The 13473-nt window shown below is 64.4% G+C and carries 9 protein-coding genes; 2 read left to right on the forward strand and 7 right to left on the reverse strand.

The window, feature by feature from the left end; genetic code table 11:
- The first annotated feature begins 10 nt into the window (after nucleotides 1–10).
- Nucleotides 11–1033, forward strand: coding sequence for an NAD(P)-dependent oxidoreductase (locus ABZ728_RS14485; protein ID WP_366656923.1), 1023 nt, complete (start codon nucleotides 11–13; stop codon nucleotides 1031–1033).
- A gap of 106 nt (nucleotides 1034–1139) precedes the next feature.
- The gene (locus ABZ728_RS14490) at nucleotides 1140–2195 is read left to right on the forward strand and encodes an alpha/beta fold hydrolase (protein WP_366656924.1); all 1056 of its coding nucleotides are present in this window, start codon (nucleotides 1140–1142) and stop codon (nucleotides 2193–2195) included.
- Here the strand turns inward: ABZ728_RS14490 and ABZ728_RS14495 are convergent.
- The 7 genes from ABZ728_RS14495 to ftsA all read right to left on the reverse strand — a co-directional run bounded on the left by ABZ728_RS14495 (nucleotide 2135) and on the right by ftsA (nucleotide 13407).
- A complete protein-coding gene (locus tag ABZ728_RS14495) occupies nucleotides 2135–3250 on the reverse strand; it encodes a helix-turn-helix transcriptional regulator (protein WP_366656925.1) in 1116 nt (371 codons plus the stop codon). The genes ABZ728_RS14490 and ABZ728_RS14495 overlap by 61 nt on opposite strands.
- A gap of 52 nt (nucleotides 3251–3302) precedes the next feature.
- Nucleotides 3303–5465 (reverse strand): NAD-dependent DNA ligase LigA, encoded by a 2163-nt coding sequence (gene ligA / locus ABZ728_RS14500; protein ID WP_366656926.1) that lies wholly within the window; start codon nucleotides 5463–5465, stop codon nucleotides 3303–3305.
- Nucleotides 5462–7225, reverse strand: coding sequence for a DNA repair protein RecN (gene recN, locus ABZ728_RS14505; protein ID WP_366656927.1), 1764 nt, complete (start codon nucleotides 7223–7225; stop codon nucleotides 5462–5464). The genes ligA and recN overlap by 4 nt, the downstream gene beginning before the upstream one ends.
- A gap of 44 nt (nucleotides 7226–7269) precedes the next feature.
- On the reverse strand, nucleotides 7270–8106 hold the full coding sequence (bamD, locus tag ABZ728_RS14510) for an outer membrane protein assembly factor BamD (protein WP_366656928.1): 837 nt from the start codon (nucleotides 8104–8106) through the stop codon (nucleotides 7270–7272).
- 169 nt (nucleotides 8107–8275) lie between these two features.
- Entirely contained in the window at nucleotides 8276–9217 is a 942-nt protein-coding gene (gene lpxC, locus ABZ728_RS14515) for a UDP-3-O-acyl-N-acetylglucosamine deacetylase (protein ID WP_366656929.1), read from the reverse strand.
- A 754-nt stretch (nucleotides 9218–9971) separates the two neighbouring features.
- On the reverse strand, nucleotides 9972–12014 hold the full coding sequence (ftsZ, locus tag ABZ728_RS14520; RefSeq protein ID WP_366656931.1) for a cell division protein FtsZ: 2043 nt from the start codon (nucleotides 12012–12014) through the stop codon (nucleotides 9972–9974).
- A 109-nt stretch (nucleotides 12015–12123) separates the two neighbouring features.
- On the reverse strand, nucleotides 12124–13407 hold the full coding sequence (gene ftsA, locus ABZ728_RS14525; RefSeq protein WP_366657200.1) for a cell division protein FtsA: 1284 nt from the start codon (nucleotides 13405–13407) through the stop codon (nucleotides 12124–12126).
- Between the last annotated feature and the right edge of the window lie 66 nt (nucleotides 13408–13473).

Consider the following 13473-nt stretch of genomic DNA (forward strand, 5'->3'; position numbering starts at 1 on the left):
GGAGCCGACAATGAACACCATTGCCGTAACCGGTGCTGCGGGCGTCGTCGGATCGGTCCTCGTGGAACACCTGTCGCGGGCCGGTCACCGCGTGGCGGCGATCGATCACCGCGCGCCGCCCCAAGCTCTGGCGTCGTGGTGGCAGGAGGTCCAGTCCGAAGGTGGCGCATTGGTGACGCCGATCGAGGCAGACATACGCGACGCGAGCGCCCTGACGCAGATCTTTGGCGACACGAAAGTCGGCGGCGTCATCCATATGGCTGCTGTCACGGCCGGGCCCGAACGCGAGAGCCACGACCCGGAAAGCATCGTCGATATCAATGTCGGTGGTACGCTTGCCGTCGCGCGGGCCATGCGCGCCAACGGCATCCAACGGCTGGTTCACGTTTCCTCCAATGCCGTCTATGGCCCGGTCGTCTACGAGACCGATCTGATAGACGAGGACAAGACCGTACCGCGGCCGGCGGCCCTTTATGGAGTGACGAAGCTCGCCGGTGAGGGGCTTATCCGCCGGCTTGGCGACCTGTGGAGCATGAATGTCACGATCGCGCGGCTCAGCTCCGTGTTCGGCCCATGGGAGCATGCCACCGGTGTCCGCGACACCCTGAACCCGATCTTTCAGGCGACCGTTGCCGCGCTTTCGGACCGGCCCGCCCGCTTTACCCGGCCCTGCCGCCGGGACTGGATTTACAACCGCGATGTCGCCGATGCGCTTGTACGCCTGTTGTCGGCTGAAACCCTGAAGCACCCGATCTATCACGTGGGCCCGGGTCCGGATGCCGTATGGTCGGTCGAGGACTGGTGCGTTCTGCTGGCCGGGCGGTATCCGAGTTTCGTGCATGGTCTGGTCGACGAACCGGGTGCTGCGACCATAAATCTGCACGAGCTGGCAGACCGCGCGCCGATGTCGACGACGCGCCTTGTCGCGGACACTGGATTTCAGCCGTCGTACACACCAGAGCTGGCCTTCGCCGACATGATGGCCTGGGTGGAGAAGTTTCCGGCGTTTCTGCATGTGCCGACTGAGAAGTAGAAAGCCGGGCTCCGGAGGTACTGAATCGTGATTCAGGTCGCCAGCGGTCAGCGTGACGCGTCATTCATTCCGGCAGCGTCACCATTTCCGCTTCGGAGTCCGTGCCATGAAACCATCCCTTTCGCCTGCCCTTGTCGTTCTGGGCCTTTTTGGTGCCTCGTTTCCGGCTGCTGCCGCTGTCGGGTTTACTGAAATTGCGGTTGCCGATCCGCATGGCGATCGGCCGCTTGAAGTCGCTGTCTGGTATCCGGCAGAAGCGGGCCCGGAACCGATACAGCTGGGTGAGAACCCGGCATTCTTCGGGGTCTCTGTACTTCCCGACGCGCCTGTACGTCCGGGCGCGCGGGATCGTCCGTGGCCGTTGGCGGTGCTCTCGCACGGCTATGGCGGTAACTGGACCAATCAGGTCTGGCTGGCCGACCTGCTGGTCGAACGGGGATTCGTCGTGGCGGCGCCGAACCATCCCGGCACCACCACCCGCGATCGGGACTCCAGCCAGGCTGCCCGCCTTTGGGCGCGCGCAACCGACATCAGCCGAACCATCGACGCCGTTTCGACCTTCGACGGATTTGACGGGCGTGTTTCCGACGACCGGGTCGCCGTGATCGGGCATTCGCTGGGCGGGTTGACGGCGATGCAGGTGGCCGGGGCTCGTTTCGATGTCGATCGTTTCGAAACCGATTGCGTTGACCGGCCGGAACTGGAAGCCTGCGACCTGTTCGATGCCATCGGCGCCGGGCGATTACATGCCGATCGCGCGGCTTTGGCCGAAAGCCGGCATGACGACCGCGTCGGGGCTGCTGCCGTGCTGGATATCGGCATGGCGCGGGGGCTGACGCCAGACAGTCTGGCCGTGGTCGATGTGCCGGTTCTGGTCGTCAGTGCGGCGGCGGACACGCCCGCCATACCGGCCGAACTGGAATCGGAATATCTGACCCGTCATCTTCGAATGGGCCTGTATCATCGTGCCGAGGGGGCTGCGCATTTTTCCTTTCGGCGCCGTTGCAAGCCCGGTGCGATCGACATGCTGGAAGCCGAGGCGCCGGGCGATGGCGTCGTTTGCCGCGATGCGCCGGATGCCGACACCGATCGCGCGGAAATTCATCGCATGGTCGGCGGATTGCTGGCGGACTTTCTTTCCGATGCGCCAGGCTTGGAATAGGGCAGCCCGGGCTGTGTTTCCGGCGCCGCCTTGCTGCGGAATTCGGTTGGGCTTTGGCCGAATGTTCGTCGGAATTCACGGTTGAAGTTCGATTTCGTCTGGAACCCGCAATCGAACATGATCTCTGTAACCGACATGTCGGTTTCACGGAGCTGCCGCGCCGCCCGGTCAATCCGGAAGCCGTTGACCAGTTGGGAAACATTCCGGTTGCCGCGGCGATTGACGGCGCCCGAGATCCGACGCGCAGGTATCTTCAGGCGCCGCGCGATCCGGTCGAGCGTCAGATCGGGGTCGCGGTACAGTTGAAGATCGGTCATCAGCGTATCGAACGCCAGGATTACCGCGTCGTCTTCCCCGGCATCCCCGGATTGTGGGCGGTCGTCCGGGGTCTCCGCCGGCCGCGGCGCGGGTTCTTCCATTAGTGCGGCCGCGACGGCCAGACACCCCAGCACAACAAAATGTGCATATCCGACAATGAGGCGGGCATGCCGGCCTTCTGCCACGGCGAAATCAATGGCGATGGCGATGTCGACGACCCCCGATCCAGCCATGGCGAGGCCGGCGATCAGGAACGACAGCCGCGAAGTGGCCGTCGCTTCGAGCCGTGAACAAACGAGGGTGTCGGCCCCGGGCGCGACGAGCCGCACCAGTTGAACCCCGTAGCCGAGAAAGATGATGCCGATGGCGGCATCGATTGGCAGCGGCCAGATGGGATGGATGACCAGCATGGCCGCAACGGTAAGTGGGGGCAGGCTATGCAGCCATGGCCTTGCGACTGCGCGTGTTCCGGGCTCGGTCAAGCGGGTGAAGACCCGCCAGACCAGGGGCGGCATCGAGGCGGCCAGCAAGGTCTGCGCGATGCCGAGCAGCGCCCCGTCATACCGCCAGCGCAACCCGCCGATGACGATCAGGATTGCCGAGACCGCCAACATGATCGTAATCGGCGTGAAAAGCCCGAACCAGCGTTTGCCCCGTCCTCGTCTGGCGATAATCACGGCGGTCAACAGCAGGACCGCGATGAAAGCCGGTAGCGCGAAGGGGGGCTGACTGGGCATCAGATGGCGGGTCCGCGGGGCAATGGTGGCTGGCACCGGACACGTGACGGCTTCAGGCCTGTTCGTCGATCATGGTGCGCCACTCTTCTTCCGACAGCACGGTAACGCCCAGTTCTCGCGCCTTGGCCTCTTTTGACCCGGCATCGGCGCCGACGACGACGAAGTCGGTTTTTTTCGAGACCGAGCCGGCGACCTTCGCGCCCAGCATTTCCGCGCGGGCCTTGGCCTCCGGGCGACTCATGGTTTCCATGCTACCGGTAAAGACGATGGTTTTGCCGCGGATCGGCGTGTCGCCAGCGCCGGAATCCGGTGCTTCGAACGGTTCCACCGTGACGATGCCGGCAGTCGGCTCACCGTCACCGGCCGCACCGGCAAGCGTGTCGAGAAGCTCGCGGTTATGGGGTTCGTGGAAGAAGGCCACGATTTCCTCGGCCATGACCCGGCCGATCTGGTCGATATCCGTCAATTCGCGAAAGGCGGCGCCGTCGGGATCGGCGGCGGCTTCCATCGCGGCGCGGAACGCGGGCCAGGTGCCATAGACGCGCGCCAGAAGCCGGGCGGTCGCCTGTCCGACATGGCGTATCCCCAGCGCATAGATGAACCGGTCCAGTGGAATGCGGCGACGTTCGTCTATGGCCGCGAACAGTTTCTTCACCGATTTCGGACCCCAGCCCTGCCAGTTGCCCAGCGGCGGATGATCCTTGAAGCCCCGCTCGTTGCGGTCCTGCAGCGTGAAGATATCGACCGGCGTTGTGACGATGCCGCGATTGTGGAACTGCTCCATGGTCCGCCCGCCAAGCCCTTCGATATCGAAGGCATCGCGGCTGACGAAGTGTTTCAGGCGTTCCTTGGCCTGGGCGGGGCAGATCAGACCACCGGTGCATCGGCGGACGACCTCGCCCACGGGCCGAACCGCTTCCGATCCGCAATCGGGGCAATGGTCGGGCATTTCGAACCGTTCGGCGCCGACGGGGCGGCGCTCCAGAACGACGCCGACGATCTGCGGAATCACGTCGCCGGCACGCTGGACGATGACGGTATCGCCCTTGCGCACGTCCTTGCGGGCCATTTCGTCTTCGTTGTGCAGGGTCGCCCTGCTGACCACCACGCCGCCGACCGTGACCGGTTCCAGTTCGGCGACCGGCGTCAGCGCTCCGGTGCGGCCGACCTGAATGGAAATGTTGTTCAGGATGGTGTGGGCCTGCTCGGCGGGGAATTTATGCGCGATCGCCCAGCGCGGCGCGCGCGAGACATAGCCCAGCCGCTCCTGCCAGTCGAGCCGGTCTACCTTGTAGACGACGCCGTCGATTTCATAGGCATAGGTTGCCCGTTCCTCCGCGATGCGGTGATAGTGGGCCAGAAGTTCCTCAGCCGAATGGCAGAGCGCGGCGGGCTCGTTCAGCGCGAAACCCCAGTCGGCAAATCGCGCGCGCACACCCGACTGCGTTTCGCCCAGCGGCGCGCTGATCTCTCCCCAGGTATAGGCAAAGAACCGCAACGGCCGGTCGCGCGTGATCGCGACGTCGAGCTGACGCACCGATCCGGCGGCGGCGTTGCGGGGGTTGGCGAACACGGTCCGGCCGGCGGCCGCCTGACGCTCGTTCAATTCCCTGAAGTCGTTTCGCGTCATGTAGATCTCGCCGCGGATTTCGACGACGGCGGGGGCGTCCTTCAACGTCTTGGGCAGATTGTGGTCGTCGATGGTCTGGACATTGCGGGTGATGTCCTCGCCCTCCTGGCCGTCGCCGCGCGTTGCGGCCCGTACCAGAACGCCGTCTTCATAGCGCAGCGAGCACGAAAGCCCGTCCACTTTGGGTTCGGCGATCATGGCCAGCCCGGCGTCATCCGCCAGCGAAAGAAAGCGCCGGATGCGGGCGATGAAATCGACGACGTCACTCTCTTCGAACGCATTGCCGAGCGACAGCATGGCCACGCGGTGGCGCACCTTGGCGAACCCGGCCGCCGGGGCGGCGCCGACCCGCTGGGTCGGGCTGTCGGCCGTTCGAAGCTCGGGAAACCACGCCTCCACCGCCTCGATCCGGCGGCGAAGGGCGTCGTACTCGGCGTCGTCGATTTCCGGCGCGTCCTGCTGATAGTAGGCCCGGTCATGATGGGCGATCGCTGCCGCCAAAACGGCATGCTCCGCCGCTGCCTCGTCGGCGGTCAGATCGCTGACATCCTTGTCGGCATAGGTATCGGGGAGTGTGCCGGTCATGCCGATTTTCCGGTGGTGCCGCGCCCGCCTTTTCTCTTGCCGGGCGGGGCGGGGTGATGGGCCATGAGGCTGTCGGCGGCGGCGCGGGCGGCATCGGTCACGGCTGCGCCGGACAGCATACGGGCAATTTCCTCCCGCCGCTCGACCAGGTCAAGCGGGCGCACCACCGTCGCCAGACTTTCCTGTGAATCCTCGGCCACACCGCCCGTGGTTGGCGCCGTCTTCTCGACCTTGGCATGGCTTTCGGCCCGCGCGGCAACCTGTGGACTATGGGTGACGACCAGTATCTGCGATCCGGTGGCCAACCGGCCGAGACGCTCGCCCACCGCGTCGGCGACGGCGCCGCCGATGCCGGTATCGACCTCGTCGAACACCAGTGTGGGCGCGGCGCCGGCCTGTCGCTGGCCCTCGGCCAGAACGACCTTGAGCGCCAGCATGAACCGCGCCAGTTCGCCGCCGGAGGCGATCCGGTTAATCGGCCCGGGTGTCGTTCCGGGATTGGTTGCAACCAGAAAGGTGACCCGATCGGTGCCGGATGGCCCCCATTCACGTTCGGACACCGCTTCGACGGAGGTCTCGAAGCGGGCCTTGTCGAGCTTCAGCGGCGGCAATTCAGCCGCCATCGCCCGGTCCAGACGTTCGGCAGCCTGGCGGCGGTATTCCGCCACGACGGCGGCGGCATCTTCGTAAGTCTTTCTGGTTTCGGCTTCGGTGGCGGCGAGGCCGCCAAGCCGGTCGTCCTGGGAATCGATCAGGGCCAGCCGATCAGCGACGGCCTTGTGCAACGCGGCGAGTTCGGTAACCGGAACGCGGTGCTTGCGGCCCAGATCCCGTAATGCGTGAAGCCGGTCATCGATGCGTTCGAGTTCGCGGCTGTCCAGATCCATGTCCGCGCCGACCGATTCCAGTTCCGTGCGCACCTCTTCCAGCTCTGCCAGTGCGCGGTCGATCCCCTCGATGACGGCATCGAACCGGTTGCCGGCCTGTCCGCCGACCCGATCAAGCGCCTTCTGGGCGGTGACGACACCCGATACGGCACCCTTGTGGCCGCTGATGCCTTCGAGCGCCGCGTTGATGGCGGTTGCGATCTTCTCGCGATTCATCAGGAAGGTGCGCTGTTCGACCAGCCGATCCTCTTCGCCTTCCTCCGGCGTCAGGGCGTCGAATTCTTCCAGCGTCAGGCGTAGATATTCTTCTTCCCGTCGGGCTTCTTCGGCTTGGCGTTCGGCGTCGGCCCTGGCCTTTGCTGCCGAACGCCACGCGGTCCAGGCGCCGGCCGTGGTCTGCAGCGCGGCATCCAGTCCGGCAAAAGCATCGAGCACATCGATATGGGTGCGCGCATCCAACAGGCCGTGGGTTTCGAACTGCCCATGCACTTCGACCAGCAGATCGCCGACGGTTCGAAGCATGCCGATACTGACGGGCTGGTCGTTTATATGGGCCCGGCTGCGGCCGTCCTGTCCGACGGTGCGCCGCAGGACAAGGCGATCGCCGTCATCGGTCCGCAGACCCTGGTCGGCCAGAACGTCGTGAACGCGATGGGTGTTGTGAATATCGAATTCGGCCGTCACCGATGCCCGCTCGGCGCCCTGACGAACCAGTCCGCTATCGGCCCGGCCGCCAAGCGCCAGACCCAGGGCATCCAGCAGGATCGATTTTCCGGCACCCGTTTCTCCGGTCAAGGCGGTCAGTCCGGTGGAAAAGGAAACCGTCAACCGTTCGATCAGAACGATGTTCTGGATCGTCAGGGCGGTGAGCATCGGCCGGTCCCGGTTGTAATCAGCGGATCATTGGAGACGGATCATCAGAATATCGCGTCCAGCGTCCGCTCAACGAATCCGCGTTCGTCCGGTGGGCGCACGCCTTCATCGACCAGAAGTGCATAGCTGTCGATATACCAGTCGCTGCCGGGATAGTTGTAGCCCAGCACAGAGGCGGAGACACGCGCCTGCTCGCGCAGCCCCAGAGCCAGGAAGGCCTCTACCAGTCGGTGAAGCGCTTCGGGCACGTGGGTCGTGGTATCGTAATCCTCGATCACGGTGCGGAATCGGCCTATGGCGCCGTTATAATGCCCTTGCTCAAGATAATATCGGCCGACGGTCATTTCCTTGCCGGCGAGTTGATCAAGCGTCAGATCGTATTTGAGCTCCGCGTCCCGCGCGTATTCGGATTCCGGGAACCTGTTGATCAGGTCTTCCAGGGCATCCATCGCCCGTTGCGTCATGGCCTGATCGCGGTCCACGTCAACGATTTGCTCATAGTAGCTCAGGGCCTTGAGATAATAGGCATAATCGACATTGGGATGACCGGGATGAAGCTGAATGAAGCGGTCGAGCGTCTCGATCGCCTCGTCGTAATCGCGATTCTCGTATCGCGCGAAGCCGGCCATGATCTGCGAGCGCGTCGACCATTCGGAATAGGGATGCTGGCGCTCGACCTCGTCGAAGAGCTGAGCGGCCGTGCGATACGAGCCCGATTCCAGCGTATCCTGGGCCTCGGCATAGATGTTTTCCGGCGGCCTTTCGACATAGGCTGCTTCTTCGTCGGATGACGCGCAGGCCGCCAGGCCGACGCTTAGGGCGATCGCGATCGCTAAGCGTGCCGTGGCTGATGTCGAGCGCCTTGAAACCGGTCTATTCATCGTCGAAACCCTGCATACTCGAAGGTGAGTCCCGCCGGACACGGCGCCTGTATAGCACGGAGTAGGCATCCCCGCACAAGCCCCGTTCGTCTCGCCGTCCGGAGTGTGGACCGATCATCGGGCCGCAGATGTGGTGAGGGAAGGGGACCGGTCCGGAACGCGCAGCCGCTCATGCGATAGCGGCCAGGCTCCTGTATTCGTGTGTCACCGGTGCCTCGAACGGCACGTCCGCCGTGTCGTAGCACCAGGCGGAGTCGTCCGCGAACAGCGTCCGAAGCAGCAGATTGTTCAGCGCGTGACCCGACCGGACGCCGTGGAAATGTCCGACAATTGGCGCGCCAGCCAGATAAAGATCGCCGATGCTGTCGAGGATCTTGTGGCGGACGAATTCGTCGGCGAACCGCAGGCCGCCAGGGTTCATGATACCCGCGTCATCATCGACGACGATCGCGTTCTCCAGACTGCCGCCCTTGGCGAGACCACTGGCCTGCAGCGCTGCGACATCGCGGAGGAAACCGAATGTCCGGGCCGGTGCGATGGACTCGGCAAAAAGGTCCGTCGTCAGATGGATGCTGCCGCGTTGGCGCCCGACCGAAATCGCCTGGAAGTCGATTTCCATCGTGAACTGGCAGGTTGCTGAAGGCGATATGGCTACCGAGCGATTGCCGTCAGCCACGGACACCGTTTTCAGGACGCGGATGACATTGCGGCTTGCCGGCAGCGTGCGCCTTCCGACGGCGTCGAACAGCCGGACGAATGGGGCGGCCGATCCGTCCATGACCGGCACTTCCGGGCCTTCGATCTCGATCAGGGCGTTGTCGATACCGCAGCCGCGCAGCGCCGCCATCAGATGCTCGACGGTGGCGATCGACGCGCCGTACTCATTTGAAATCACGGTGCAGAGCCGGGTGTCCGTCACGGCATCCCAGCGGGCGTGAATAATCCGTTCGTCGATTCCCGTCCGGCTGGTGCCGGCGGCAAGATCGGTACGCACGAAAACAATGCCGGTATGACCGTCGGCGGGTTTGACGACCATGCGGATCGGCAGACCCGAATGGAGACCGATGCCCGACACCGGGACCGGCGAGCGTAGCGTTTTCTGGCCGGTCATGCCGGGAAGGGGTCCGTCGAATGCCAAGTTACGATCCTGCTTGTCGTCGCGATGTCGGTAACAAATAATTCGGTGCCGGTGAATATCCGCATCACCACGTGAACGGCGTTATGGCTAGCAAAGCCGGCGCAAAAGGCCAAATCACTCTTTGTTACGCATTGTTACCGCGTCCATTCGCAGGAGCGGTCGGTGCCGATGGGAGGTACGGGACGGACCTCAAAGTCAAACTGACCTGGCACTACATTGACCTCGAACGAAATCGCCCACCCCCAGGGAGATGAGGGTGGGCGTTCGAGCGCGATAGTGAAAAGGATCAAGGACTCGGTCGACCCTCATCTATAAGTAGTATTTACTTGGCGAAAATGCAACGAATTTTTTTGAACCCCGCCGCCGAGTCGGTGGGAAGGACCTTGCCGATACCGTGGGCCGGTCAGTCGGGACCCGCAGCATGACCGCAAATAACCACGTCCCGAAGATGAATATCCGGGCCGGTTGGATCAAGTATCCGGGCGCCAGCCCTATATCACGGGTGTGACAGGACGTCAGCAATTTTATATGAATTCCGCCTTTCCGGGCTGATCCCCAGCGACGTCTGTCAACCTCTTTCGGGTCGTTCCGTCGCTGGGAATGCGACGAAAAACAGACCTCCGGGTCGGGTCGCAACGGATAGGCCCGACCCTGGGCCGCAATGCCGTGGGATGCATTGCGGCCGGGTCGGTCGAGAGGGCGAAAGACCGAAAGTCAGATCGACGGATCAGTTGGCCTGACGCCGCAGAAAGGCCGGTATGTCGAGCTGTTCGTCCTCCGCCGACGGCAACGGTCCGCGTCCCGCGCTTTCGAAACCGGATTGGCGCTGTCCGGCGGATCCCGACGCCCTCGGTGCCGGAGCACCCTGATCGCCATGCTCGGCGGTCGTCCGGCCCGATGGGCTGGAAGTGTGACCGCCCTGTTGGCTGTCCGGCTGACGATGGTCGTGCCGTTCGTCACGACCTGGCGCAGCACGTCCGGACGGACCTGCGGTTTCGTATCCGGTCTCGCCTTGCGATGGCCCGGCACCGTGGCTGCGACCGGGCTGCGGCGCCCTGGGGGCCCTTGGTGCCGGACGCGGCTCACCGCCATAAGCGTGGTCTTCGTCCTCGCGTCGCAACAGGCCGGTCATCTTCTGAAAGATGTTCTTGCGTCCCGCTACCGAACCGGCGGCCGTCGATCCGGCTCCGGTCGTCGCACCGGCTGGTGTTCCCGTTGGGCGCGGCGTGGGCTGAGGGCGGCGCGGGGAGGGCGCGTGCTGTTCGTCGTGATCCCCGCCGGTAACCGGTCCCGCCTGACGCGGGGGCGCCTTCATCGGCTGAGGGGCGATGAACTGATCGTCATACCGCTCGCTCTGGGGAGCGTCTTCGATCTGACGCCGGCCGGCATTGGCATTCAATGCACCGGCTGTCGGGTCGTCAGCCGGAACGTCGTGGCCATGGCCGAAGCTTTCGTCGTTGTGATCGTAGTCCATCTGGACGGCGGTCGCGGTATTGCCCATTGCGCCAGAGCCGGCAGGCATGGACGGCTGTGCATTGCGGCCCACCGACCGGTCATAGGCGCCGCGCGGCTGGTTGCCGCCCATGGCTGTGGGGGCGGCCGCCGGCTGACTGGCCGGACGCTGGGGTACATGCGGCGCGCCATAGGCACCGGCAGGCGCGTTGCCATAGCCGCCGCGCTGCTGTCCGCCCCCGGCCCGCTGGGGTTCGCCGCGTGGTGCGTCTGCGTATCCCGACTGCTGGGCCGAACGGTCGCTCACCAGACTCAGGCTGCTGACCGCCGGCCGATCGGGCTGGACGTTCTGGATCGCGTCGATGCCGGTGGACACAACGGAAACCCTGATCCGTCCCTCCAGGCTCTCGTCGAAGGTCGAACCGAAGATGATGTTGGCTTCCGGGTCGACCTCGTCGCGGATGCGGTTCGTTGCCTCGTCGACTTCGTAAAGGGTCATGTCATGACCACCGGTGATGTTCACCAGTACGCCGCGCGCGCCCTTCATCGAGACATCGTCCAGCAGCGGGTTGGAAATCGCCGCTTCGGCAGCCTGTACCGAACGACGGTCGCCTTCGGCCTCGCCAGTGCCCATCATGGCCTTGCCCATCTCGCTCATCACCGTGCGGATGTCGGCAAAGTCGAGATTGATCAGGCCCGGCATGACCATGAGGTCGGTGACGCCGCGCACACCGCTGTGCAGCACTTCGTCGGCCATTTTGAAGGCGTCGGCAAAGGTCGTCTTCTCGTTGGCGATCCGGAACAGGTTCTGGTTCGGGATGACGATCAGCGTGTCGACATACTGCTGCAGTTCGTTGAGACCGGCTTCGGCGGTCTTCATCCGGTGAGCGCCTTCGAAATGGAACGGCTTGGTTACGACGCCGACCGTCAGGATGCCCTGATCGCGGGCGGCGCGGGCGATGATCGGTGCCGCGCCGGTGCCGGTGCCGCCGCCCATGCCGGCGGTGATGAACACCATGTGGCTGCCTTCGAGATAGCTGACGATCTCGTCCAGCACTTCTTCGGCGGCGGCGCGTCCGATGTCCGGGCGCGACCCGGCGCCGAGACCCTGCGTCACCCCGATGCCGAGCTGCAGCTTTTTCTCGGCCAGATTCTGGGCGATCGCCTGGGCGTCGGTATTCGCCACGACGAATTCGACGCCTTCCAGGTTGGACTGGATCATGTTGTTGACGGCGTTGCCGCCTGCGCCGCCGACACCGACGACAGTGATCCGCGGATGTAGCTGTTCCGTGGATTGCGGAATGCTGAGATTAATCATTGTTCCTTCTCCCTCTCGCTCGCGCTCGAAAATGTTTCGTTCGTCAGTTCCCGTCGCCCGATGCACTCGCGCATCGTCTCCCACAGACGAAGACGGCAGGATCTCACCCTCACAAGTTCTCCTTGAACCATCCCCCGATGCGCGACATCAGACCTGCCGGCTTTTCCTCGGGTTCCGGGTCCATTTCCGCACTGGTGAGCATCAACTCTCCCTGATGCCGCAATGCGTAGGTCAACAGCCCGGCCGCCGTGGCGAATGCCGGACCGTTGGACTGTTCCGTCAGGCCGAAAAGTCCCTGGGGACGCCCCAGCCGCACCTGCTTGTCGAGAACCTGCTGGGCAAGATCCCGAACGCCGGTCAACTGACTGCCGCCGCCGGTCAGAACGACACGGCGACCGGCGATCTTGTCGAAGCCGGAGGCTTCCAGCCGCGATCGGACGAGTTCGAATATCTCCTCCACCCGGGGCTGAATGATTCCGGTCAGAATTGACCGGGTAACCTGGATCATGTGGCCGGGGTCGTCCTCGCCGACCTGCGGCACGTCTATCGTCTCGCGGTCGTCGCCGATCCCGGCCATGGCCGTCCCGTGCAACGTCTTGACCCGTTCGGCCTCCTGGATCGGTGTCGTCAGGCCGCGGGCGATGTCCTTGGTGATGTGATGGCCGCCAACCGGGATGCAGTCGGCGAAGACCAGCCGGCCTTCGAAGAACACCCCGATCGAGGTCGATCCGCCGCCAAGATCGATCACAGCCGACCCCAGTTCGCGTTCGTCCTCGACCATGCAGGCGAGGCCGGCGGCATAGGGGCTGACCACGAACGCGTCGATGTCCAGATGCCCGCGATTGATGCAGGTCGCCAGATTTCGCACGGCCGTTGCCTTGGCGGTGACCAGGTGAATGTCCATGCCCAGATGCTCGCCGTACATGCCGCGCGGGTCGCGGATGCCGTTGCTGCCGTCGATGGTGTAGCTGACCGGGATCGCGTGAATGGTCTGGAAATCCGCCGGGATAACGGCGCTGTTGTGCGCCTTGAGCGCGCGACGCAGATCGGCGTCGGTGATTTCCCCACCCACGACCGGCACCTCGGAATAGACGATCTGACTGGCCGGCGCACCCCCGGCCAGGTTGACGGTGACTTCCCGAATGCTCTCTCCCGACATTTCCTCGGCAGAGGCGACGGCATGCCGTATGGCTGTTTCCGCAGCCTCCATATCGACGATGGCGCCGGCCCGAACGCCCAGGCTGATCTGATGGCCGATGCCGACCACAGAGGCCGTGCCCTGGCCGTCGATCCTGGCGATCAGGCACACGACCTTCGACGACCCGACATCGAGCGTCGTCACGATGTCGCCCTTGGGCTTTGTTTTCAGCTTCCGCACGCCGGTGAAGCCCATCGCGTTCAAGCCTTCCCCTGTACGTGGCCGGCGACCCGTTCGCCGGGCCGGCGGTGATCGATCGTG

The organism is Fodinicurvata sp. EGI_FJ10296 (assembly GCF_040712075.1).
Classification (GTDB): Bacteria; Pseudomonadota; Alphaproteobacteria; order DSM-16000; family Inquilinaceae; genus JBFCVL01.

What these genes read in the sequence shown, in the direction of transcription:
- ABZ728_RS14495 (WP_366656925.1), bottom strand. Translation starts at nt 3,250, where the DNA reads ATGCCCAGTCAGCCCCCCTTCGCGCTACCGGCTTTCATCGCGGTCCTG.
- recN (WP_366656927.1), bottom strand. Translation starts at nt 7,225, where the DNA reads ATGCTCACCGCCCTGACGATCCAGAACATCGTTCTGATCGAACGGTTG.
- ftsZ (WP_366656931.1), bottom strand. Translation starts at nt 12,014, where the DNA reads ATGATTAATCTCAGCATTCCGCAATCCACGGAACAGCTACATCCGCGG.
- ABZ728_RS14485 (WP_366656923.1), top strand. Translation starts at nt 11, where the DNA reads ATGAACACCATTGCCGTAACCGGTGCTGCGGGCGTCGTCGGATCGGTC.
- ftsA (WP_366657200.1), bottom strand. Translation starts at nt 13,407, where the DNA reads ATGGGCTTCACCGGCGTGCGGAAGCTGAAAACAAAGCCCAAGGGCGAC.
- bamD (WP_366656928.1), bottom strand. Translation starts at nt 8,106, where the DNA reads ATGAATAGACCGGTTTCAAGGCGCTCGACATCAGCCACGGCACGCTTA.
- ligA (WP_366656926.1), bottom strand. Translation starts at nt 5,465, where the DNA reads ATGACCGGCACACTCCCCGATACCTATGCCGACAAGGATGTCAGCGAT.
- ABZ728_RS14490 (WP_366656924.1), top strand. Translation starts at nt 1,140, where the DNA reads ATGAAACCATCCCTTTCGCCTGCCCTTGTCGTTCTGGGCCTTTTTGGT.
- lpxC (WP_366656929.1), bottom strand. Translation starts at nt 9,217, where the DNA reads ATGACCGGCCAGAAAACGCTACGCTCGCCGGTCCCGGTGTCGGGCATC.